15 protein-coding genes are annotated in these 26,140 nt (G+C 38.8%); 4 read left to right on the top strand and 11 right to left on the bottom strand.

The window, feature by feature from the left end; all coding sequences use genetic code 11:
- Window positions 1-468 (top strand): transposase (locus tag BUB91_RS18195; RefSeq protein ID WP_217653702.1); only part of this gene is annotated, 468 nt, incomplete at its 5' end.
- Between the two features lie 118 nt (window positions 469-586).
- Here BUB91_RS18195 and BUB91_RS18190 read toward each other — a convergent pair.
- Both BUB91_RS18190 and BUB91_RS18185 read right to left on the bottom strand, forming a co-directional pair.
- The gene (locus BUB91_RS18190) at window positions 587-2,209 is read right to left on the bottom strand and encodes a RagB/SusD family nutrient uptake outer membrane protein (RefSeq protein ID WP_073100628.1); all 1,623 of its coding nucleotides are present in this window, start codon (window positions 2,207-2,209) and stop codon (window positions 587-589) included.
- Window positions 2,210-2,219: 10 nt separating this feature from the next.
- Window positions 2,220-5,231 (bottom strand): SusC/RagA family TonB-linked outer membrane protein, encoded by a 3,012-nt coding sequence (locus BUB91_RS18185; protein WP_073100624.1) that lies wholly within the window; start codon window positions 5,229-5,231, stop codon window positions 2,220-2,222.
- Window positions 5,232-5,452: 221 nt separating this feature from the next.
- Here BUB91_RS18185 and BUB91_RS18180 point away from each other — a divergent pair, with 221 nt between their 5' ends.
- Together BUB91_RS18180 and BUB91_RS18175 are read left to right on the top strand one after the other, a co-directional pair.
- On the top strand, window positions 5,453-7,171 hold the full coding sequence (locus BUB91_RS18180; RefSeq protein ID WP_073100623.1) for a GMC family oxidoreductase: 1,719 nt from the start codon (window positions 5,453-5,455) through the stop codon (window positions 7,169-7,171).
- Between the two features lie 3 nt (window positions 7,172-7,174).
- Window positions 7,175-7,888, top strand: coding sequence for a gluconate 2-dehydrogenase subunit 3 family protein (locus BUB91_RS18175; protein WP_073100622.1), 714 nt, complete (start codon window positions 7,175-7,177; stop codon window positions 7,886-7,888).
- 110 nt (window positions 7,889-7,998) lie between these two features.
- Here BUB91_RS18175 and BUB91_RS18170 read toward each other — a convergent pair whose 3' ends face one another.
- The 8 genes from BUB91_RS18170 to BUB91_RS18135 form a co-directional block, all read right to left on the bottom strand.
- Window positions 7,999-9,186: a Gfo/Idh/MocA family protein gene (locus tag BUB91_RS18170; RefSeq protein ID WP_073100621.1), complete on the bottom strand. Its 1,188-nt coding sequence runs from the start codon at window positions 9,184-9,186 to the stop codon at window positions 7,999-8,001.
- Between the two features lie 6 nt (window positions 9,187-9,192).
- A complete protein-coding gene (locus tag BUB91_RS18165; protein WP_073100620.1) occupies window positions 9,193-10,530 on the bottom strand; it encodes a Gfo/Idh/MocA family protein in 1,338 nt (445 codons plus the stop codon).
- A gap of 2 nt (window positions 10,531-10,532) precedes the next feature.
- The gene (locus BUB91_RS18160; RefSeq protein ID WP_073100619.1) at window positions 10,533-11,909 is read right to left on the bottom strand and encodes a 3-keto-disaccharide hydrolase; all 1,377 of its coding nucleotides are present in this window, start codon (window positions 11,907-11,909) and stop codon (window positions 10,533-10,535) included.
- 106 nt (window positions 11,910-12,015) lie between these two features.
- Window positions 12,016-14,061, bottom strand: coding sequence for a glycoside hydrolase domain-containing protein (locus BUB91_RS18155; protein WP_073100618.1), 2,046 nt, complete (start codon window positions 14,059-14,061; stop codon window positions 12,016-12,018).
- Between the two features lie 47 nt (window positions 14,062-14,108).
- A complete protein-coding gene (fucP, locus tag BUB91_RS18150; protein WP_073100617.1) occupies window positions 14,109-15,428 on the bottom strand; it encodes an L-fucose:H+ symporter permease in 1,320 nt (439 codons plus the stop codon).
- A 191-nt stretch (window positions 15,429-15,619) separates the two neighbouring features.
- On the bottom strand, window positions 15,620-16,429 hold the full coding sequence (locus BUB91_RS18145; protein WP_073100616.1) for an alpha/beta hydrolase: 810 nt from the start codon (window positions 16,427-16,429) through the stop codon (window positions 15,620-15,622).
- A gap of 30 nt (window positions 16,430-16,459) precedes the next feature.
- Window positions 16,460-18,172 (bottom strand): arylsulfatase, encoded by a 1,713-nt coding sequence (locus BUB91_RS18140; protein ID WP_073100615.1) that lies wholly within the window; start codon window positions 18,170-18,172, stop codon window positions 16,460-16,462.
- Between the two features lie 114 nt (window positions 18,173-18,286).
- On the bottom strand, window positions 18,287-20,095 hold the full coding sequence (locus BUB91_RS18135) for a glycoside hydrolase family 2 protein (RefSeq protein ID WP_073100614.1): 1,809 nt from the start codon (window positions 20,093-20,095) through the stop codon (window positions 18,287-18,289).
- A gap of 253 nt (window positions 20,096-20,348) precedes the next feature.
- Between BUB91_RS18135 and BUB91_RS18130 the strand changes: the two genes are divergently transcribed.
- Complete coding sequence (locus BUB91_RS18130) at window positions 20,349-24,317, top strand: hybrid sensor histidine kinase/response regulator transcription factor (protein ID WP_073100613.1); 3,969 nt, start codon at window positions 20,349-20,351, stop codon at window positions 24,315-24,317.
- Between the two features lie 161 nt (window positions 24,318-24,478).
- Here the strand turns inward: BUB91_RS18130 and BUB91_RS18125 are convergent, their stop codons facing one another.
- Window positions 24,479-25,990 (bottom strand): rhamnogalacturonan acetylesterase, encoded by a 1,512-nt coding sequence (locus BUB91_RS18125; RefSeq protein ID WP_241652676.1) that lies wholly within the window; start codon window positions 25,988-25,990, stop codon window positions 24,479-24,481.
- Window positions 25,991-26,140 lie beyond the last annotated feature (150 nt).

The following is a 26,140-nucleotide window of genomic DNA, read 5'->3' as shown; positions in this document are numbered from 1 at the left end:
TTTTGGTACGATAAGCACCAAAAGGTATACGAGTTCATTACCAACAGCTACGACCTTGATGCAGACAAGATTGCCGATATTTACAAGAACAGATGGCAGATAGAGACCATGTTCAAGCGCCTCAAGCAGAACTTCCCGCTAAAGTATTTTCTCGGGGACAACCAAAATGCCATTGAGATCCAGATATGGGTAAGTTTGATCGTTCAACTTTTGATGCTGGTGGTGCAACGTAAGGCAAAAAGAAACTGGGCTTATTCCAATATGATGTCCGTAATACGGTATCATTTGATGACCTATATTGACCTATTCAAATTCTTGAAGAACCCAGGGGGCCAAATGGGAGGAAGTCACCACAAAGGACATTGGACAACTAAGCTTGTTTGCCTCTCCATAGGGAGGTTCTATTTTGAAATGACCAAGGTAACTCAACAAAAAAGGGCAGTCACAAAGGATTATTCCTTATTTTAGATTTTTACCGGACAACAATGATAATTTATAAACTTCTTCAAATAAAAAAGCCACCTACTGAAATCACATAGGTGGCTTTGGCTAAATAAAGACCTTCAAATAAATATAAAGTCCTTTTCTAATTATATCCCGGGTTTTGATCCAAATTAGGATTTGCCTGTAACTGGTTAAATGGAATAGGATAAAGTGTCAGGTGATCGTCACCGCTAGGCTCATGATCCCACCAGCTTCCTGTTGTGAATTCGCCAAAACGAATTAGATCTGTACGGCGCATTCCTTCAAAAATGAATTCACGACCACGTTCTGCTAATAACTCATCCATTGATAATGTAGCTGTAGTGTACATCTCATCTGCCCAGTCTTCTGAAGAAAAATAACGCTCTCTACTCGCATTGATTAAATCAACTGCATCCTGAGTCGCATTCCCTCCATTCTGACGCATTAAGGCTTCTGCTTTGTTGAAATAGATTTCAGTTAAACGGTAGATCACATAATCTCCTTCTAAATAGTTAGGATCATCTTGTGTTCCTGAACGGTATTTATGAAAACGTGCTCCACTATTTTCTTCTCCGTCTGTCATAGAGCCCACTCCTGTTTGGCCTTCACTGTTACGACGAATGTTATTGACATAAACAAACGGCTGACCATTATACTCTTCTGAACCTAAAATAGGCTCATCAGTACCCAGCTTATACTGTGGACCAAACAAAAACCACTCCTGCTTACGAATATCATTTTCCTGATAGGCATCAAAAGCACTTGGTACCACAACAAAAGCATTGTTGCCGGAAAAATTAACATCTAATGCAGCAGTCATGTTAGAGAAGCCCATATAAAACGACCCCCAGCTGTAACCAAACCCATTTTTTCTACTAAATGGAAACTGAAAGATGTTTTCTGGTGAATCTTCATTCGTATTATTAAACGGCCCTAACGGATCTTGATCTAAAGCCATATTTCCGGTTAAGGAACCGCCTTCACCATTAATTACTTTATCACTGTATGTAATACAGTCTTCCCAGCGCGAAGTACCTGACCAAACCTCTGCATTTAGGTATAATTCAGAAAGAATTGAATATCCTACTGCTTTACTCATTCTACCTATCAATTTAGGAGATAAGGGCTGTAATTTTTCTACATTTTCAAGTAGTTCTTGTTCAATAAAAGCAAAAACCTCTTTACGTGAAACAGTCTCTGGGTTTTGAGGTATACCTACCTGAGTTACGATAGGTACATTACCCCACATATCCATAATTTTCATATAGTGATACGCACGTAAAACTTTAGATTCTGCAATAATAGATTCTAAACGTTCTGGAGTTACATTTGCTGCCGCAGCATCAACATTCTCTATACTTTCTATTGCATTGTTAACAAAACCAAGACCCGTCCACATCAAGCTCCAAGCATTATTAAGACGTCCTTCGCGCTCTGTCCACGTATGATAATGCTGCCTAATGTGATCTGCATTGTCATAACCATGTCTTCCTTTTTGTGGCCAAGCCGTCTGATCTGCTGATAGTTCGTTATGGTAGTAATAACCACTTTGACCAGACCATGCCAACCAGGCCTGCATATGGGTAAAGGGCCTTAATGTAGCCTGAATCAGTTCTAATTCGTTATTGTAAAAATTAGATTCTGAAAGTTCTGAATAGGTGGTCTCGTCAAGATCGGTGCACCCAAATGTGAGTAATAGCACCATACCACAGGTAACTTTCTGAAGTATATTTATATTTTTCATCTTTTTAATATTAAAAATTAACATTGATACCTGCCGTTACCGTAATCGTTCTGGGGTAGAAATTTCTGTCATCTACACCAGGATACAAACCGGTATCCTGCACCTCAGGATCTCTTCCGCTATATCTCGTAAATGTTGCAAGGTTTCTGGCGCTACCATAAATACGTAATCCGGTAAAAGCACTCTTCTCTGGTAAATTGAACGTATAACCCAGAGTTAGGTTGTCCAATTTTACAAAATCTCCTTTCTCTAGATAATAGTCTGAATATTGCGGAGCTTCAGAAATTTGACTGTATTTACCCAATGCTGATGTTAGTAGGTTACCTCCACTGTTTGGGTTACCATAAAACAAGTTTACGGTATTTAAAATATCATACTTAAATTTCCCTCTAAAAAAAACAGTTAGATCAAAACTCTTATACCGAAACGTATTACTTAAAGAAGCAAAGTATTTAGGTAAACCGTTACCTATGTAAGCAAAGTCTTCATTGGTCATCTCATCCGAAAGAGCAATACTTCCATCTGCCTTATAAAATTGCCATTCACCATCATCCGTGAAACCCGCAAAACGCTTTCCATAAAAATTACCTATGGGACCACCTTCCTCATTTCTAATAGCGTCTCCCAAGTCTCCAGGATTACCTATATCCCCTCCATACAAATCACTAATAGAGAAAATTTGGTTCGAAAGACTGGTCAATTCATTTTTCTGATAACTTCCTGTAAAATCAACATTCCATTGAAAAGCTCCTTGATCAAGCACCCGATAACTTAAAGCCAACTCAATACCCGAATTTGTTATTGTACCAACGTTTGTATAAATACTACTCTGTACATAGGGGGGTTGTGGCACACCATAATTTAATAATAAATCTTCCGTTTTACGGCTGTAAACGTCAATAGCACCTGATAATTTATTACTCCAAAAACCGAAATCAAGACCAATGTTCAATTCTTTTTTAGTTTCCCATTTTAAATCAGGATTAGGATTTTTTACCGGACCGTACGTCTGATAATAGGTCGCCCCGCTTGCATCTTCTAAAAACACCGGATATTTTCCTCCTGTTCCTAAGGTTACTATAGATTGATAGTTTGGAATTCCCTGATTACCGGTAACCCCAAAACCTGCACGCAATTTTAAGTTGGTTACAAAACCTGCATTTTCCATAAAAGATTCATCAGAAATTAACCAACCTCCTGAAATTGCCGGAAACGTGGCCCATTTATTATTAGCTCCAAACCGCGAAGAACCTTCATGACGCACAGATGCTTGTAAAAAATAACGCTCTTTAAAATTATAAGAAACACGTGAAAAATAAGCAATAAGTGTATTATCTTCTTTAAAACTTGAAAGATTTGGCCTTGGTAAATTAGTATCGGTAATTGCATTACCAGAACCAAAATTCCAATCTTCAAAACCGTCTGTGGTGAAGCCACTATTATCCATAGAATATTCTTCTGTAGTAGAGTATTGGTAACTATATCCACCTAACACTTCAAGTGTACTTTCTTCAAAATTCTTCACATAATTTACTGTTGGTTCTATAGTCTGGGTAAAATCTAAGTGATTTCCTTTATAACCATATCCTGTACCTCGGTAGGAACTCCCAGGTCCGTATTGGGCATAATCCATAGTACTTCTGTAAAAGCGATCATCCCAAGAGTTTCTTTGATAAGACCCAAAAATAGAAGCTGTAAAACCCGGAGTTATCTCATAACTCAACTTCATATCGCCTGAAAACGTAATCTGTTTACGCTGGTTAAAACGGTTTTCATATTCTGAAAACGGATTATACCCGTTAGCTGGCTGATAAAATCCATAACGCCCTTGATTAAACAATTCATTCTCTGTATCATCATTAAAAGGGGCATATATTGGCGCTGTTGGATTCCAATCTGCAACAATACCAAACTGACCACCTCCCAATAAATTAGCATCATTGATATTTACCGCTACGCTGGATGCAAAATTTAATTTATCATCAAAACCTGATTGGTTAAAATTAGCACGAACACCAAACTCTTCTCTACCATTTTCTAAAGCGATACCTTCTAAATCTCTATAAAAAATTGAAGCTCTGTATGTACTATTTTCTCCACCTCCGGAAGCTACAAAGTTGTGATATTGGCTAATATTTGTATCATTAACTAATGCATCAAAAATATCTGTAGAAGCCCCTAAATCAGTTATCTGATCTATAACACCATCTGCACTAGCTTGTCTTAATTGAGATGCATTTAAAAAACTAGGCTTACTGTTTACATATTCTCTAGATAAAAATGTTGAATAATTAAAGGCTGTAGTTCCTTTTTTACCTTTCTTAGTAGTTATTAAAATCACCCCATTAGTCCCACGCGTACCATAAATTGCCGCTGCAGCACCGTCTTTCAACACATCAAAAGATGCTATATCATTTTGTTGAAGCAAATCAAGGTTTCCACCCGGGATACCATCAATGACAATCAATGGTTCTCCAGACCCAGTAATAGAAGTAACCCCTCTCAATTGAATAGAAGCGCTTGAGTTTGGATTGTTACCACCTGGACGTGTGATTTGCAAACCAGCTACTTTACCGTTAATCAATTCTAATGGTGAAGTGACTACCCCTTGATTAAAATCTTCAGTCTCTACTTTAGAAACCGCAGTTGTAACGGCTTTACGTTGTTGACTACCATAACCTATCAAAACGACTTCATCTAATGATTGGGCATCAGACTCCATTGTTACTGTAATCGTATTTTGAGAACCTACCGTCTTCTCAATTATATTCATACCTACATATGAAAAGACCAGTACAGCTGTATTTGAAGTAATTTCAATGCTATAATTACCGTCAAAATCTGTCGCAGCTCCATTAGATGTACCTTTTTCCTGAACCGTAACTCCAGGAAGAGGTAAACCGGTATCATCTTTAACAGTACCCGTCACGGTCTTACTCCCTTGTGCAAATACAGTATGACTGGTAGTCATACCTAGCGCAAAGAAGAAAATCATAATAAACTTTCTTAATTGTTTGTTCATAATTGCTTTTTGGTTTTTAAAAAATTGTTTCGACAACGTTAAAGTAAAACGTTTTAGCAATTTTAATAAAACGTTTTACTATAATTGCTATCGAAATGGTTAAATTTAGATAATTTAACATAATTCATATTTCTTACAAGTTATTAGCAGTATCTCATAACTATTATGAATTTAAACGCCAAATAGTTGAACATAATTTAAACTTTTAGTATTCTTACTCTATGCAAATAAAAGAATCATCAAAATTTTATGACATAATCATTGTTGGCTCTGGTGCCGGTGGTGGTATGGCTACAAAAGTTCTGGCAGATGCCGGACTCAAGGTTGCAGTGGTAGAAGCAGGTCCGTATTTTGACCCTGCCGCTCCAGAACAGCGCACTCAATTAAAATGGCCTTATGAATCTCCCAGACGTGGTGCTTCTAACCGAAGACCTTTTGGTGACTTTGACAGTGCTTACGGGGGTTGGGATATAGAAGGTGAACCCTATACTCAAAAAGATGACACGCAGTTTGACTGGTTTAGATCTAGAATGCTGGGTGGGCGTACCAATCACTGGGGCCGCATCTCTTTACGTTTTGGTGAGCGAGATTTTAAACATTACAGTTACGATGGTCACGGCGATGACTGGCCAATAGGCTATGAAGATGTAAAACCTTATTATGACAAAGTTGATAAACTTATAGGTGTTTTTGGCACTAAAGAAAATATAGAAAATGAACCTGATGGCTTTTTCTTACCTCCACCTAAGCCCAGATTACACGAACTCTTTTACATCAAAGGAGCACATAAATCTAACATACCGGTGATCCCGTCACGGATGTCTATGCTTACTAAAAAGATAAATGAAGATCGTGGTATTTGCTTTTATTGCGGGCAATGCTCTCGTGCCTGTGCGGTTTATGCTGATTTTTCTGCCGGAACCTGTTTGATCTTTCCTGCTCAAAAAAGCGGCGGTCAGATTGATCTCTTCGTGAATTCGATGGTGCGCGAAGTGACCACTAATGATGAAGGAAAAGCTACTGGGGTTTCTTACATTAGTAAGGATGATCGTAAAGAATATAAACTCAAAGGCCGTGTTGTTGTACTGGCAGCTTCGGCTTGTAGTTCGGCTCGTATTTTATTGAATTCTAAAAGCGAGCAACATCCTAACGGACTAGGAAATAGCAGTGATATGGTGGGGCGTTATTTACACGATTCTACCGGTGCCAGCCGTTCGGCTTTTATACCAGATTTAATGAATCGCGATACTTATAACGAAGATGGTGTGGGCGGAATGCACGTGTATACGCCCTGGTGGGGAGATAATAAAAAACTGAATTTCCCGCGTGGATATCATATTGAAGTTTGGGGAGGATTGAGTATGCCGAGTTATGGTTTTGGATTTAACCCAAATGACCTGAACCGCTTTTTTAATCAAAAAGTAGGTGGCTACGGTAACAGCCTGCGTTCTGATATTAAAAAATATTATGGCTCTACGATAGGTATGGCAGGTCGTGGTGAGTCTATAGCTATGAAAGATAATTATTGTGAAATAGACCCCACAACTGTTGATGAATTTGGTATTCCGGTGCTTCGTTTCAATTACAAATGGTCTGAACACGAGGTCAATCAAGCGAAGCATATGAATGATTCTTTTGAAGAAATCGTACACAATATGGGAGGTACCATGCTTCAGGATGCGCCTTCAAAAGCGTCTAATTACGGTCTTGAAAACCCCGGGCGTATCATTCACGAAGTAGGAACCACGCGTATGGGAAGTGATCCTAAAACTTCTGTGGTAAATGAATTTCAGCAACTGCACGATGTAGACAATGTGTTTATAGTAGACGCCGGTCCTTTTGTATCTCAAGCTGATAAGAATCCAACCTGGACTATTTTAGCGCTTTCGTGGAGAGCTTCAGACTACATCATAGAACAACTTAAACAGCAAAACATTTAGATTATGGATAGAAGAGACAGTTTAAAATCTATATTTTTAGGTTCTCTAGGAACCGGTCTTTTACTTACTGGATGCAATACGGATGTGTCTGCTCCAACTCCGGAAATTGCAAAAGCAGCTGAAGATTATTTTGGCCGCACTCCTAAAGAAGCTGCATTAATAGAGGAACTAAATTCTGAACAGTTTTTTAATGAGCACGAGATGGAAACCTTAAATATTTTGTGTGCGCTCATTTTACCGGCAAACGATGAGTACGGGAGTGCTACGGATGCAGGTGTTCCTGATTTTTTAGAATTTATTGTTAAGGATATGCCTCATTTACAAACTCCAATACGCGGGGGTTTGATGTGGCTGGATCACGCTTCTAATTCCAAATTTAATACTGAATTTAAAGAGGCTTCTGAAGAAAATCAAAAAGCTATTCTTGATACAGTAGCTTTTCCTGATCCTGATAAGCCCGGTTGGGAACAACCCGTACAAGTTCAGTTTTTCTCTTTGATGCGGAATCTTACTATGACGGGTTATTATACTTCAGAAATGGGTATAAAAGATTTGGATTATAAAGGAAATCAGCCAAACATTTGGGATGGTGTTCCCGAAGAAGTTTTACAAAAGCACGGCGTAAGCTACGATCCCGAGTGGATTGCAAAATGTGTAGATCAAAGTCAGCGTGGTGTTGCTGCAGCATGGGATGATGAAGGTAATTTGATTACCTGATAATTTTTAAGCATTGCATACAAAAAGCCTCCTGTATCAGGAGACTTTTTGTATTTAGATAAGAATTTAAAAATTCCAGTAAGAATCTAAAATAAATTAAGGTTGAGCAATTAAATAGTATGCTTAGGATTCCATTTTACAATTTCATTATTTAGCATAGAATCTATAGCCATCTGCACACATATAGCCGTATTTGCCCCGGTCTTTAAATCAGATAAAGGTTTAGTATCATTCTTAATCGCATCTCTAAAATCCATTAAAGCTTGTTTGCTGGGATCTGCGTGACTAAACTCAAACGGGATACCTTTACCAGCATCCCAAGGTATCGTTGCTCCTGCAACACCATCTACATCTGCACGCTTCTTCGTATAGTTTCCTTCAGGATAAAACCAGCCGTTTACATAATCTAAAATAATGGTGCCTTTATCACCCATAACTTTAATCTGATAATCATCTTTTGCATTGGTTGTTAAGCAAGTAAACGTTGCCTCTACTCCGCTAGGATACGAAAACAAGTGATGGACATTGTCAAAGGTCTCGCGTCCATCTTTCCAATAATCAATTCCGCCGGTTCCAAAAACTTGCGAGGGTGTTTCTCCCAAAACCCAGTTTACAAAATCAATCTGATGCGAACACAGTTCTGCTGTTAATCCACCTGAATATTCCCGATACATACGCCAGTTTATCATACGCTCCAGTTCAGGTTTAGGCACATTACGACGCCAATTTCCGCTACGATTCCATTGACATTCAAAAGCGGTTATTTTTCCTATTTTACCATCCTTGATAAGATCAACAACGTGCGTGTAAAGCCTGGAACTGTGATACTGATGACCGGTTTGAAAAACCAAATTTTCTTTTTGAGCATCAACTACATTTAAAATATCTTTATAGCCCTTAGCCATGGTTTTCTCACCATACACGTGTTTCCCGGCTGCCAAAGCATCTAATTCTATCTGGCCATGGGTGCTGAATGGAGTGGAAACCAAAATCGCATCAATACGTTTGTCTTCTAATAATTTTCGATAATCTGTAAATGCCTTTGCAGAATCACCCGCTCTTTTCATCCCATTTTCTAACCGAAACGGAATGATATCACAGCAACCGGCAACTTCTATTCCTTCAATACCATTCATTACTGAAATCAATCCGCCACCACGATCTCCGGTCCCAATAACGCCTATGCGTATGGGTGCGTTAGTTCCTATATGCTTATTGATATATGCAAACCCCGGACTAACAGATGAAACTGCCGCCGCCGCAAGACTGCCTTTAATTACAAAATCTCTACGCTTCATTGCTCACTAAATTTTCGGTTCCCAATTAGGTTCATAATCCCGGCTCCAAAGTTGCATAGCGTCCCGATCGTAAATCCGGCCTGTTTTATCATCTATATCAAAACCGTGACCTACCCGATACGCCATATTTGCATAATGTACCATAGCCATACTTACCGAAGCATCTTCGATAGGTGCTTTCAACGTTTCTTTTCCGCGAATACTTTCAAAGAAGTTAACCATATGTGCAGTTGAAGAATCGCCTCCACCACCCAGTGCGAGTCCACTTTCATCGGTCTCATCACTCTGCTTGATTACTTTTCCACCTCGATCCATCAACAGATAATTAGAACGATCTACAAGTACTGAACCTTCAGTTCCAAAAATTAACGTACCGCGACCACGACCATAAGTATTATACCCATTGCGACTTTTGCCATCCCAATTGATGACTTTATCATCTTCAAAATTGAACGTTGCATACATCGTATCATACATCTCCCAGCCGTCGTTTTTAAAATGTCTTTTTTCGGCTTGAACCTCAGCATATTTTGGAAAATTTACACCCAATGCCCAGCGGGCAATATCCAATTCGTGGGTTGCATTATTCCCGGTTTCTGCAGTACCATATGCCCAACCATACCAGTGCCAATTGTAATCCCAGGTTTCACTGGTATACGCTCTTCTTGGTGCAGGCCCTTGCCATAAATCCCAATCGAGTCCGGCCGGTACAGCCGCCTTTTGTTGTATTGGCGTTTCTCCCCGTGCATTAGAATAAAAAGCCACCGCTTTATATACGTCGCCAATTACACCTTTATGAATCTGATTGATGATATCTATCGTGTGTAAAGAAGAGCGCTGCTGATTGCCCATTTGCACTTTTTTATCAAACTTTTTTGCAGCTGCTACCAGCAATTCATTTTCATCCATATTGTGACTACACGGCTTTTCTACATAAACGTGTTTACCAGTCTTCAGGGCCAGTATAGAACCCGGAGTGTGCCAGTGATCTGGCGTTGCATTTATCAGAATATCTACATCTTTATCGTCAATCACTTTACGAATGTCATTCTCGAGTTTAGGGTTGTAATCTATATGTTCTTTAAATTTCTTAAGTGCGTTGAGTCGGCTTTTCTCCATCACGTCACATAGATATACTAAACGTACATTAGATTCTTTACGAGCTATGGGTGCATAATAAGCCCCAAGGCGACGACCAAGACCTGCTACGGCGACATTAAGTCTATCATTTGCTCCTATAATATTGCGATAACTACTGGCAGCCATACCCATTGTGGTGTTACTCAAAGCCAAAGCCGTACCGCCTAAAAGTGATTTATTTAAAAAAGATCTCCGTGTTGTCATAATTAAAGTTCTTTGATTTTGATATTTTTAAAAGCTACACGATCCCCGTGATCCTGAAGCAATATGTTTCCCTTTTCAAATGTTCCGAATCCGGGCCAGTCTTTGTATTTACTTTCTTGAACCAGTTGTAAAAAAGCATCGGTATTTCTATCATAATCAAGAACTTTCACATCGTTAAGCCAGTGCTCTACATGATTATCTTTACTCACTATTCTTGCGGTGTTCCACTCCCCAATAGGATTGACCGGTTTAGCAGGATCTGCCTGAATTAAGTCGTACAGAGAAGCCAATGTGCGACTACCTTCGTGATTACCCAATTTCGCATCAGGGTGACGCATATCATCTAAAATCTGATATTCTAAACCTATAGAAGAACCTTCGCCCTTATTCAAATCTGTATCTACATAATATTTTATACCGCTATTTGCACCTTCTGTTATTTTAAAATCTACTTTAAGTTCAAAATCCTGATACTGTTTTGTTGTCACGATATCACCTCCGGCAGTAGATTCTTCTCCTCCGGTGGAAAGCACAATGAGTTCGCCATCTTCTATTACCCACCCTTTTTCAGGAAAATGATCTAGTTTTCCACCACGCCAACCATCAGTGGTTTTACCATCCCACAATAATTCCCAGCCGCTTTCTTTTTCGGCTTGTGTTAAATTGTTTTTAGTATTTAAAGCTGGTAAGCTCATCGGCTTGGCGTATTGCTGTGCATTTTCTGAAATAATATTGATATTCTTCCAACGAATTTCTTTACCCGGCTTTTCGTCTTTTCCAATTGCGTGAACCTGCAATGCAATAAATCCTTTTGCTGTTTGATCATCTACTAAGTGCGCGGCTTCTACCCCATTAATCCAGGTTTTTAGTGTATCACCCAAAGCTTCTACACGATAGTGGTTCCATTCTCCTTGCTTAAAAGCTTGTTGCGCTTTTGTGTTACCCGTAAGTGGATACAGCCACCCTTTGCGCGCCTCATCATAAATACCGGCACTCCACGCCCGATCTGAAGGATCAATCTCAATCTGATAGCCATGCACTCTTCCATCTTTAAAATCGGGTTTGCTTAAACTGCGGATTTGTATTCCGGAATTCATCGTAGCATCTACTTTATAATCCAGGTCTAAAATAAAATCACTGAAATCCTGAGTTGTTGCCAAAAAAGAGTTTGGAGTGTTTGATACGGTAGTTCCCACAATCTCATCTCCCTCTATACGATAATCTGCCTTACCATTCAATTGCTCCCAGCCGGTTAGTGATTCTCCATCGAATAAAGGTTCCCAAGGTTCATCGCTGTCTTGATTTGATTCTTTACAGGAATTTAGTGAGAGAACTCCTGCTAAAACTAGCGGCAAGAGCTTCAAATTCTTTGTAATCATAAGTTTGTTATTTAGTTGTTTAATAGTCTCTTTAAATATACGAAATCGATATTGTGTTACTTATAAAAAATAGCGGAAGCATTTTTAAATCCTTCCGCTATTTAACTCAGTTTAATTCAACTTTTGTTATAAACTGATTGGTCGTTCCCCAACTTGTATTCGGTAATTTACTGGTTTCAATAATCAGATTTCCACCAGATGTTATTTCTTGATGTGTTAACCAGTTTCGGTTTATAGGCTTACCGTTTAACCTAGCTGATTTAACATAAAAATGATCTTTATTATAATTCTTTACTGAAATTTTAAAAGTTTTTCCCGGAGCTGTATTCAGTTTTACTTCCTTAAAAATAGGCGCAGTCAAATAGTAAACCGGACTCCCTACATTTGCTGCCGAAAGTCCGATGCTGTGTAACACAAACCAAGAAGACATGGTACCGGCGTCGTCATCCATTGTACGTATATAAGCCTTCGGTTTATTTTGATAGATACGCCCTACATACGGATCAATCCCTTTACTATTATCATTAAAATAGGTTTGAACCACCGTATCTAAAAGAATCTCCCGGAATAACTTTTGAGATTTATAAGGCTGCTTGGTCGCATTATACAATCCGGGTACTTGCAGATCTGGTTGATTGGCATGGTTATAATTGAATTCTTCAAAAAATTGATCCAACTGATTTGTAAATGCTGTTGAACCACCTGCCAAACTTTGCAATCCATTTATATCCCAAGGTACAAACCAGCGATATTGCCAGATAGTCCCTTGATATAAACCACGCGCCTGCATTCGGTCTACATCACTTCTAGTCAAATCTTTAAAATCTTTATCCCAGTAGGCTTTGTAATCTAAAGCTTTATTCAGGTAATCCTTACCCGTATTTGTATCGCCCATCTCATTAAGAATCTCACTCATCGCCCACAAATCGTAAGAAGATTCTAATGCTTTGTCGGGTGCACCAAAATCAAGGGTTTTAGCTTCTCCTAGTAAAGAATCTTTTATGGCTCTAAAATCTACTTGGTAACCTTTTTTATAGGCATCGAGCAAAACAACCATTGCATGTTCGGTGCGAACCGTAGGCGAAGTCTCGTGCTCTGTTGCCCAGTTCTTTTTACCAAAACGATACAGGTTTGCTATACTCGTAGTGATGTCTTTATATACTTCAGGATATGCAAGAGAAAGTAAAGGCAACTGCTCTCTGTAATTATCCCAAATTGCCCAGCCATTATACACTTTATAATCTTCATTTTGAACAGATCCATCTGTTGCTCTAAACGTACCATCTTCTTCGGAAACTAAAAAAGGAGATTGCGCACTTCGATATAATAGTGAATAAAATAAATCTACCCGATCTTGCTCTCCTTTAACATCAATGTGACTCAATTGTTTGTCCCAACTAGCTGAAGCTTCTTTCTTAAGTTGGTTGAAGGTTTTAGAAGCAATTCGCTTTTTAGCATACCCCGCATTCACCGAAGAAAAACCAACCTGAACTACTGCATTCGCTCCTACAGATTTAACGAGCAATTTATGCGCATCAAGCTGTTGAATTTCTGCAGTCTCTGGCAACTTAATCGAATAATAAATTCTGTACGTTCCCGCGTGACAAGTAGTTTTGGTATCCACATAACCTGAAATTAAATTTCTTCTAACCTCGTGATTTTCTGAAACAAAACGATTGCTCAATGCAAAAGACAAATCAATATACAAGCCGCCGTTTGAATTAGGGAAACTGTAATTATGCATTCCTAAATTTTGAGCAACCGTCATTTGTGCGTCAATTCCGTTTTTAAAATTCACGTGATAATATCCCGGTGTAGCTTGCTGGGTGGTTCGTATTAACTCGGTCTCGACATCTGCATAAAGTATAGGCTTAATCAAAATATTACCACCACTTCCCGTACAACCTACACCTTCCATTCTGGTGTGTGTAAAGCCATCAAATTCTTTAGCGTAATACTCATAACCCGTATGCTGGTGTGGATTAGTCTGCGGTCCCAGATTCATCATATTAAAAGGCGTAGTAGCTGAGGGGGACATCTGCCCGTGATCGCCACTCGTACCTAAAAAGACATTTACAAATCTATTTTTTTGTTGCTGTGTATAACCGGATAGTGCAAGAAAACAAAGGAGAACCGGGATAATTTTACTCATTAAAGATTTTTTTGATTTTGAACTTTAAAAATAAAGCTTTACTACACTTAGGCTATTTCGGCAATGTTATGTTTTTTATGAATCCACATCCCATAAATCGCGACACTAACAAAACAAATCACGGGTAGTAAAAAAGACAAGTTCATTTCTGATAGCCCCATTACGGTAATGTCATTTACTTCCACTCCTCCTAAATCTATAATCATTCCTTGTAGTTTAGGTAATAATGCTCCACCTACAATTGCCATAACCAGACCTGCAGCTCCTATTTTAGACTGGTCTTCTTTTAAACCTTCTAAAGCGATACCGTAGATAGTAGGGAACATAATAGAAAGAAAAAGCGAAACCATCACCAAACTGTATAAACCGGCATCCCCTTCTAAAACAACTGTTCCTAAAGCAAATAGACCTCCTAATGAGGAAAAATAAAATAACAATTTGCCCGAACTTATGAACTTCAGTAAATAAGTACCTATCGCACGCCCTACCGTAAACAGGATGAATGCAACCAACTGATAGTTTGCAGCCGTAGAACTGGAGATTCCTTTAGATTCGGCATATTGGTAAATGTAGGTCCAGCATCCTATTTGCGCACCCATATACAATACTAGTGATATCACGCCCAAGGTGTACTTCTTATTTTTAAACAACTCTGCAAACGTATCTTTAATGCTAGGCATAGCCCCATCTCCCTTAGCTTGCGGCATTTTGTTCACTGCAATTAGGATTAAAATGGCTAAAACAACCAGACCTAAAATCACATACGGATTGCGAATTACCATCAAATCAGCAGATTTTATGAGGAGTTTTTGAGTTTCCGGCAGCACCGAAAAATTCTCCACATCGTCGGATTGTAACAAATCAAGAACAAAGAATTTTGCTACCATCAAGCCCACAATCAACCCAACCGGATTGAAGGCCTGCGCCAGATTTAAACGCTGTGTAGCTGTTTTTTGATCTCCCATCGCAAGAATATATGGGTTTGCGGTAGTCTCTAAAAATGCCAGACCAAAGGTAAGAATGTACAATCCTAAACAGAAAAACCAGAATTGCCCGGTTGTTGCTGCAGGGTAAAATAATAAGGCGCCACCGGCGTAGAGCGTGAGACCAACCAAAACTCCTGACTTGTACGAGAACTTACGTACGAAAAGTGCCGCCGGAAGCGCCATGCAAAAATATCCTCCATAAAAAGCCATCTGTACCCATGCGGCTTGTGAATTGGATAATTCTAATACTTTTTTAAAAGCCTGAACCATTGGATCTGTTACCGCATTTGCAAACCCCCATAGTGCAAATAAAGATGTAACCAGAATAAAAGGGAGTAGTAATTTTTTAGGGACAACCGGAGTTGCTTGAGATGTATTCATTTATTTAATATTAAAACCATTGCATTTCTGAAATCGAACCCACACAATCGTTGTAGTTGAGTACTTTCAGAAATTTTAAAACGATGTTTGTGTAAAACCTGAATTAGCGAAAACGATATCTGAAAATATCACTAAAACGTTTTACTTTTGTAAATCTATATTTTAAAAGTCAAAAATAAAAGTGCAATTATTTATTTCTCAAAATAGGAGTTAAAAAATACCAATTGGTATTTGATAGCATTACGCCAAAAATCCCAGGTATGCCCTCCTGGACTTGAGATAAACGTATGCGGTATATTAGTGTATTCAAGCTTCTCGTGCAGGTTTACATTAACCTTGTAAAAGAAATCAGATGTACCACATTCTATAATTAGTTTTAATGAATCAGGTGTTAACAGGTTTGTAAGGTTGATCACCGTATTGGCCTCCCATCGCTCTTTATGTTCTGCATACGACCCTAGATATGAAGCCAGTTCCCAATTGTTAGGAAATGGAGTTATATCTACGCCGCCGCTCATACTACCGGCAAGTGCATATATATCCTGATGCTTAAAAGCCAGATACAATGCACCATGGCCTCCCATACTCAAACCGGTGATTGCTCTTCCACTCTTATCATTAATAGTACTGAAATGCTGATCTACCCAATGCACCAATTCTTTTGCAACATAAGTGTCATATTTACTTTCAGGCTTAACTTCACTGTCAAAATACCAGCTACCATAGTTTCCATCAGGACATACGATAATCAGCTGGTATAGATCTGCATAATCATCCAAATCAGGTACTTGTTTTGACCACTCTGTGTAATTTCCGGAATAGCCATGTAGCAAATAAACTACCGGATATTCTTTGGATGTCGAATACCCTTCAGGAGTAATTACAATAGCATGGATATCTTTCTGCATCGCGTCACTGTGTGTCGTAACCGTTTGTATTTTTCCGGCATAAGCCGAAATAGAAAAAGAAAGAGCCAGAAAATAAATACCTAACAAACGCATAGCTGATTTTTTAGATTGAAAAGTTAGCTATTAATTTGGGAAAACATCGGTTTCCTGTGCCATTGTATTCCATTCTTCTTGCATCGCAGATACCCGGTCTGGAAATTGAGTTGCAAGATTATGCATCTCGGTACGATCTTCTTTAAGATTATACAATTCCCAAGGTGCATTAGCGTCTAACTTAACCAGTTTCCAATCACCCTTACGCAAAGCAGCAGCTCCAAAATGTTCCCAAAACAAGGTTTCATTTATCGTGGTTTCTTCAGCATTTTTAATTGCAGAAACCATACTGTTACCCATATATGGGTCTATCTGCTTCCCATTAAATTCCTCGGGATATTCTGCACCAGAAAGCTCTAGAACGGTAGGCATAATATCTATAATATGCGCTGCAGATGATTTTACACCTCCACGTTCTTTTATTCCGTTAGGCCAGTGAATGATAAATGGAGAGGTGATTCCTCCCTCATAAACACGTGCTTTCCAATATCTAAATGGTGTATTGGCCACATTAGCCCATACCGGACCGATACCAGACATTACCGTTTCGGGTCCGGGAAGGTGCTTCTCACTTTTCTTTACAGGATAGTGTATCTCCTCCCCTTCTCGGGTTTCTGAAGGTCTGTCAAAACCAATTCCGTATTGTGACGGGCGCTCAGAACTTGCTCCGTTATCAGACATAAACAGAATTACTGTATTGTCTAACTGACCGGTCGCTTCTAGCTTGTCTATAAGTTTACCTATATTTTGATCCATACGATCTATCATCGCTGCGTGAACCGCCATTGCCCGGGAATCCCACTTCTCATCTTTGTTTTTTGCCCAGTCTAAATCAGGAAACATAAATTCTGAAAGCTTTGTGGTATCTCCTTTAAAAATTCCTTTTTCGATCAGTTTTTTATAACGTTCTTCTCTGATTTTTTGCCATCCAGCATCGTAAACCTGCTCGTACTTTTTGATCTCTTCTTCCGGAGCCATTAGTGGCCAATGCGGAGCACAATGCGCTACATATAGAAAGAAAGGTTTTTCTTCTTTTACAAAATGATCCACATAAGCTACTGCAGAATCCCCTATGGCATCTGTATAATAAAAATCATCTGGCACTTCTTTTACCGGCTCGGTACCATTAACCAAAGCAAACGGATCAAAATAGTCTACCACACCCCAAATGTTTCCATAATATTTATCAAAACCCCGTGCTGTTGGATAGGTGTCTAAATCTGAAAAAGTTTCCTTTTCGGTTTGATGATTCAACCATTCTAATTGCTCATTGCCTCCCAAATCTTCAGTGGGTGAAACGTGCCATTTTCCTACCATTCCGGTCTGATATCCCGCAGTTTTTAGAACTTCGGCTAAAGTCACCGTCTCATCATCTAAGCGACCTCGATAACCCGGAAGGTTACGATCCATCGTCATCTGCCCTATCCCTGCCTGATGTGGATATTGTCCGGTGAGTAAAGCTGCCCGAGAAGGGCAACACCGGGAAGTATTATAAAAAGAATTGAAACGCAAACCACCCGCCGCAAGACTATTGAGGTTAGGGGTATCAACTTCACCGCCGTAACATCCCAGATCTGAAAAACCCAAATCATCTGCCATGATCAACACGATATTAGGCTGATTTACCGCTGTTCCTTCTGCCTTTGCGGTATCTGTATTAGCATTTCTACAGTTAATAAACAACAAAGAAGCTGTTGATAATAGCGCAATTTTTTTAAAAAAGTTGTGAGACTTATAATTCATACTAAAAATGGTAAAACGTTTTACTTCGTGTTAAAATTAGATTTAAAAAAAGCAAAATCATAGTTCTCTATAAAAAATTGAGAACTATGATTTTAAAATACTTCCTAAGATCTATTAGTTATGGAGTTCATGGATAACTTCGGTATTGATTTTATTCACACGCTTGATATCAAGTTTATCAATATCACGGTCATAGGTCATCAAACCGTTTACCTCCCCTTCTACATCTGTCGTTTGTGTATATATCGCTCCAGAAAACCCAGCACTTACGAGCTCTTTTAGCTTTTCGGCATAAGCAACATACTCGTCTGTAACTTCTTTAGAATTGTTGAATTTCACATAACCCCAGTTGTTACCTGTTTTCCATAAATGCCCTTCTAATGGCAAACCTATGCCGCCATACTCACCAATCACATTAACGCGGTTTGCATCGTACAAATACATTTTAGGAGCCGGATAATGGTGCAGATCTAAGATGTCTCCGGTCTGGAAAAAGTTACCGCCACTTGCCGAATTCACTAAACGTGAGGGGTCGTATTCATTAGTCCAATCTGTGATCTCTACAGTTTTAAACTGCCCCCAGGATTCATTAAACGGCACCCAGATCACGATACTTGGGTATGAGTATAAATAATCCATGATTTCTTTCCACTCTTTGCGGTAGATCGCTTCAGACTCGGCGCTGCGTTCAAACTCATTACCTTTATGATAATTTTGATTTTGCCAATCACGAGAATCATCCCCATTAGGCATGTCTTGCCAAACCAAAATCCCCAGGCGATCGCAATGCGTATACCAGCGTGCCGGCTCAACTTTAACATGCTTACGTATCATATTATACCCATAATCTTTGGTCTTGATGATATCGTATTTTAAAGCTTCATCAGTAGGCGCTGTATATAAACCATCAGGCCACCAGCCTTGATCTAACGGACCAAATTGAAAATAATCTTTGTTATTCAATTGCATACGCACAATGCCTTTATCATCACGCTTTTTTGAAATTTTTCGCATAGCGAAATATCCATTTATTGCATCATGAGTTTTTCCGTTAGCGGTAAGTTTAATTTTGGTGTCGTATAAAAATGGAGATTCTGGAGACCATAATTTTGCATCTGGGATCGTAATCACCAGTTGCTCACCGGCAGCTGCTTTTGCTGTTGCGATCGTTTTGTTTCCATCTAAAATCGAGACCTCAACAATATCACCATAGCTAAAATCTGCTGAAGCAACATCAAAAGTAACCGTGCTCTTATCAATATCAGCAGTGGTACGCACCTCTTCGATATGTTTTGGCTGCACAGGTTCTAACCAGACGGTCTGCCAAATCCCGGTTACCGGCGTATACCAGATCCCATCAGGTTTTTTAACTTGTTTTCCTCGAGGCTGTGGCCCATCGTTTGTTGGATCCCACACTTTTACCGTCAATTCTTGTTTGCCACTTTTTAAAAACGGACTGATATCAAATGAAAAGGGTGTAAATCCGCCGGTATGCGAACCTATTTTAACTCCATTGATCCATACTTCAGTTTCCCAATCTACCGCACCAAAATGCAATAAAATCTCTTTATTCTTCCAACTTGAAGGAACCGTAAACTCCCGATTATACCATACTTCTTTAGCAGCACCTACTTCTTTCATCACGCCAGACAAACTTGACTCTACCGGAAAGGGCACTAAGATCTCCCCCTCGTATGAGGTAGGTACTGCAGCTCCTTTATTTTGAATACTGTACTCCCAAAGACCGTTTAAATTCTGCCACGTATCGCGTTGCATTATAGGACGCGGATATTCTGGTAAGACATTATTTACATCTATTTGAGAAGCCCACTTAGTCTTAATCTTGTCACCCGCAGGTTTCCATTGTGCAGATACTGATGCGGCAACAAACATCAACATAGCTAAAAGCTTAGTTTTTTTCATACTTAGATTTTGATTTAATTTCGGTCTTAAAAAATTACAACGTTGTAAATCTTTGAGAGTACTATTTTTCTGAAATTCAAAGTAAGATATACAATCTCCTATTTTAAGCGGTTTTTTGTATCAATTTGGCATTAAATCAATTCAAAGATGCCTTATTTCTAAAAACTTGCAGCTATGTGAGACGATATGTTGAAAGGCTGAACTGTTTTATTGATTCGATATCTGTATCTTTTGACTCCTAATAAATTAGACTTTGAAATATTTTATTTACACCTTTTTTCTCTCACTATTATTAACTCAAAACCTGACTGCTCAGGATTATTATTTTGAGCATTATACTGTAGAAGATGGTTTATCGCATAACACAGTTTTATCTTCTCTTCAAGATTCTAAAGGCTTTTTATGGTTTGGAACCAAAGATGGTTTGAATCGCTTTGACGGATATGCGTTCAAGAGATTTCAATATAAAATCAATGACAAAAAACAACTTTTAGGGAATTATGTAGAGTCTCTATTAGAGTTAGACGGTCATATCTATGCCGGTACAGATAATGGCTTGTTTCAATATGATTATAAACGAGAGAATTTCACTTTAATTGATGGTACAGAAGATATCACAATTCACGATATAGAGTCTGATGCTTCCGGAAATCTATGGTATATAGGCAACGGAACGATTTACAAATACAATCCTGCTACAGCAAAAACGGTTAATTTCCCTCCTAGTAATCACTTTACCTGTACACAATTGCTACAATCTCCTGATGGAAAAATCATCGCTTCTGGTCTGGATGAGCTTTATTTATATGAAGAAAGCAGTGATTCTTTTAAAAGCTTAGGTTTTAAAATGCCTAATGTTCTCATGTCTGCTTTTAGTATAAATGCACTTCTGATGCTTAATAGCGATGTGGTGCTAATGGGTACATATAACTTTGGAGTGCTTTCTTTTAATCTAAAAACCAAAGAAACAGCACAATTCTTACCGGTTGAAAATCCATTTTACATCCACGATCTCGCATTAAAAGATGAGAAAGAACTATGGGTTGCTTCAGAATCTGGTATTCATATTTATGATATGGAAACCAAAGACTACACAAACCTTAATAAAAATAACAACGACCCCTATGCGCTTTCTGATAATGCAGTTTATTCTTTAACAGTAGATAACAATGGTGGGATTTGGGCAGGTACCTATTTTGGTGGAATAAACCACTATAATACTTCTTATCGTTTTTTTAAAAAATTCTTTCCTAAACCTGCCGAAAACTCAATTGTAGGTAATGCGGTGAGAGAAATTAAAGCAGACTCTAACGGAAACATTTGGGTAGGAACCGAAGATAACGGACTGAGTAAATACAATCCCAAAACAGATACGTTCACCAATTTTAAATCTGTAGAATCTGGCGGAACTCTGGCTCATCACAATATTCACGCACTAATGCCTGAAGGCGATCGTATTTGGGTTAGCTATTTTGATAATGGTATTGATCTAATAGATATCAATACCCATCGGGTTTTAAAACATTATCAGGTGGGAACCTTAGGTAAAGAGCGTAATAATTTTGTTTTTAGTCTTGTAAAAACAAAATCCGGTAAAATATACGCAGCAACAGTAAGTGGCGTAAAAGTACTAGACCCCAAAAAAGACCAATTTGTAATAACAGATTATTTCCCCGAAAACTATCATTATACTGCTTTTATAGAAGATGCAAAAGGTGTTCTCTGGGCTGGCACTTACTGGGACGGTATTTACTACTACAACCCAAAAACTCAAGAAAAAGGCTATTATCAAGAGGAAAATTCTCAGAACAAAACCATAAGTCATAATCACATAAACGGTATCTACGAAGATGCATCCCAACGTCTTTGGGTCACTACAGAAAACGGGCTAAATCTTTACAACTCAAATACTCAAGAATTTAAAACCTATACAACTCAGGATGGTTTCGGTAGCAATGTATTCTATACCGTTACAGAAGATGATTCTGGTAAATTATGGGCGACAACTTCTAATGGACTAACCTCTTTTGATGCCGATTTTAAAAACCTGAATACTTATACTAAAGCACAAGGACTCTTGGGCAATCAGTTTAATTACAACAGTGCTTATAAAGATCCTAAGGGGCGTATTTACTTGGGAAGCGTTAATGGAATGGTCAGCTTCAATCCGGCTGAGTTTATTCAAGACAATCTAGAATCTCCATTATATTTAACCGGTTTACAAATCAATAACAAAGAGATTTCGGTTAACGAAAATGATGAAAATCCTATTTTGCCGGAGTCTATCACGACATTAGATAAACTAGAACTTGAGCCAGAAGATTCCTCCTTCAGTATCAATTTTGCGGCATTAGGTTACAATGCTCCGCAAATGACACAATACTGGTATAAGCTAGATGGTCTTAATAATGATTGGGTTGCTCTAGGCACCACAAACACGGTACATTTTACGAAACTGAGCCCCGGAGATTACACCTTACATGTAAAATCTCAAAACAGTAATGGGGTTTGGAGTAAAGAAACAACGCCTTTACAAATTAGAATTCTACCGCCTTTTTATCTTTCTAATATCGCATTTGTATTGTATACGCTATTTGTGATTCTATGTATCGCTGCAACTTTTAGAGTTTACCATTTATATCTAGCTCGTAAAAACAACCGCCGTATTAAGCTTGCAAATGATAAAAAAGAGAAAGAAGTCTATCAGGCTAAAATTGAATTTTTTACCAATATCTCTCACGAAATACGTACACCCTTGACGCTGATCAAAAGTCCGTTAGAAAAGATCTTAAAGAATAAAAAAGCCTACCCGGAGATCGCAAACCATCTTTCTATAATGAATAAGAATACCACACGTATTCTCAATCTGGTGAATCAGTTATTAGATTTTAGAAAAACCGAAACAGAAAATATGAGTCTCACTTTTGTTCAAACTGATATTTCTCAACTGGTACGCAAAACAAAAAGCAGATTCACGGAAGCTATTACAGATAAAAATATGGAGTTACATCTGGACATAGAAGACGGCATAATTGCCTTTGTAGATGCCGAAGCACTCAAGAAAATTTTAAGCAATCTCATAAGTAATGCTATTAAATACGGAGACAAACACATTTATATTCAGCTTGAAAAAGCAGCGCTTCAGTTTAAGATCATCGTTAGAAATGATGGCTATATTATTCCTGAAACAATGAGCCAAAAAATATTTGAACCCTTTTACCGCCTTTCTGAAGGAGAAAATCAATCGGGTACGGGTATTGGTTTATCACTTGCACATTCCCTTACCGAAATGCACAACGGAAGTCTCAAACTCTCAACTTCAGACAATACCTTGAACACATTTGTGGTACAACTCCCTATTCATCAAAAGAAACATTTTGAGTTATATGATCAGAAAACTCAGGAGCAAGAGCCGGTTATGCTCCCTAAAAAACCTGAGAAACTGACTTCAGAATCTAAACCGGTTATCATTGTAGCAGAAGACAATAAAGATCTGCGTGATTTTGTAGCAAAAGAATTGCAAGAAAATTACAAGGTTTACCCTGCAGAAAATGGAGAAATCGCTTTAAATCTTTTAGAAGAACATAGCGCGCATCTCGTTATCAGTGATATTGCAATGCCGGTGCTAGATGGTTTCACACTCTGTAAAGAAGTAAAGACCAATATAGAAACAAGTCATATTCCGGTTATTTTGCTCACTTCAAAAAATGCTTTATCTGCGCAAATAGAAGGTTTAGAAAGCGGCGCAGATGCTTATGTAAGCAAGCCTTTTTCGGTAGCATTTTTAAACAAACAGGTTGAAAATCTTATAGAAAACCGAAAGCATATTATGCAGCATTATGCGACTTCTCCACTTGCCCATATGCGCAGTATTGCAAACACAAAAACCGATGAGGCATTTATTAAAAAATTAGACAATACCATCGCAGATAATATGGCAGATTCTAATCTAAATGTTGAAACCCTGGCTGAAATTATGAATATGAGTCGCTCTACTTTATATCGAAAAATTGCTGAAATCACAAACCTCAGCCCTAACGAACTTATCAATATTTCCCGACTTAAAAAAGCCGCAGAACTTCTCAAAACTGAAAATTATAAAATATACGAAGTCGCAGAAATTGTGGGATACAATTCGGCTACCAGTTTTGGACGTAATTTTCAAAAGCAATTTCAAATGACCCCAACCGAATACCTCAACAGCGATCAAATCATAAACTAAAAAAGTTTGGTAAACTACCTTGGAGGAAGCCTGTCTGTGTCCGACAAAGGCAGGCCTGCAAGGCATTAAAAGAAAACAGCTTTTGACTTCGAGGCAAGCCTCGGAGCATTTAAATCTCGATTATCGCGTAAAACCGGGCATTTTATTCTGTTTGCAGTTTACTATTCTTCTTTTATAAAGACGTAATCCCGCAAATCACTTTGGCGTAAACCTTCAATCAATTCTGCTACAGTAAGCGCATTGAGTTTTGCTCCATCGTGATTTGTATGCGTGTGATCGTCAGGGAAGAGTGCCTTAACGCTATCTTTACCCATTGCTTCATATTTTTGAGCCACAGCTTCATTCAAATTTAAATAAAAACCGCCTGCTTCATCCACAGCTTCTTTTGCCCATTTCACATAACTATCAGTTGGGCGCTCTACTTTTCCATCCGGCCATTCGTTACGCGGTATCATACTCAATACAATAGGTGTCGCTCCGGCTTCTTGAGTTTCTTTAATGTATTGTTTCATATACCAACCATACGTATGCACCGTTTCAATACCCGAACTATCTCGCTGCACTTCTTGCGTTTCATCGCTCATTCCTTTTAAAGAACCTCTGTATTTTGCTTTATCAACGTTTCCTCCGTCATTATGGCCAAACTGCATCAGCACAAAATCACCAGGTTCTAATTCTGATTTCACAGCGTCCCAAAGCTCCTCATATCTAAACGTACGGCTGCTTCTTCCGCCACGAGCTTTGTTATGCACAGTCATACGCGTCGTGTCTATATGTTGCGGTAAATACACACCCCAACCGGTTTTACCATCCTGTCCGTTATCGGCCACAGTAGAATCTCCTATGATAAATAAGTTACGCTTTCGCGGAAGTGTGACTTCAGGATCTTCTAGCAGAAAGTGCTTCAACGAATTATCACTTTCAGTAAGACCTTCAGCGATTAGCGATGCAGCCAGAACTGCTCCTTTTGCTGAAGTATGGGTATGATCACGTTTGTAAAACAAATGTCCGGTAACCAAATCTTCTCCCTTAGCTTCCATAGCTGAAGCCATTTTATCATTCAGGTTGATAAAGGTCACACCTTCTTCTTCGGCGATTTGCTTTGCCCAAAGTCCATAACTTTTATCATTACGCGGTACGCTACCATCTTTCCAATCATTACGCGGAATAGGAGACATAAGCACAGGTATCGCTCCTTTTGACTTAGCTTCGGTCACCACTTTGCGAATATACCAGCCATAACTGTGTACCACTTCGTGTTCACCAGTCAACATATTGTCTATTTCTTCGCTTTCTTCACCGACACCTTTAATGGTTCCGCGTGCGCGGGAATCATCATTTAAAGCCCCGTTGTCGTTATGTCCAAACTGAATCAGTACATAATCTCCTTTTTGCAGACTGTCTAAAACCGGCTGCCACAATCCTTTAGATTGAAAGGTTCTACTGCTGGTACCGCCCAGCGCATGATTTTCTACATCAACCTGTGTGGTATCTAAATACTGATCAATATAATCGCCCCAGCCCCAAAGACCGCCATCACCTTTGCCCTGACCATTTTTCACCGTAGAATCCCCTACGCAATAAACAGTAGGCTTTTGCGCGTTAAGTTTCTCACATTGTACAAAACATATCGCCAACACAAACAGGCTAAAAAGTTTTACTAGTTTCATCATGGTCTATTATTAATTTTTCGGGCGCAACCCTATGGGGTCAGGCTTTTCGTTACAATTCCGTTTGCTCCTCAAGTCGCAATCCGGGATTTTCACTGCAATCCCTTGCGCAAAAAAGTCTTTTTCTAATTGGTATTCTCTGTTCTCTTTTCT

It is taken from the genome of Leeuwenhoekiella marinoflava DSM 3653 (assembly GCF_900129005.1).
GTDB lineage: Bacteria > Bacteroidota > Bacteroidia > Flavobacteriales > Flavobacteriaceae > Leeuwenhoekiella > Leeuwenhoekiella marinoflava.
This window is presented reverse-complemented; position numbering and strand designations above follow the sequence as displayed.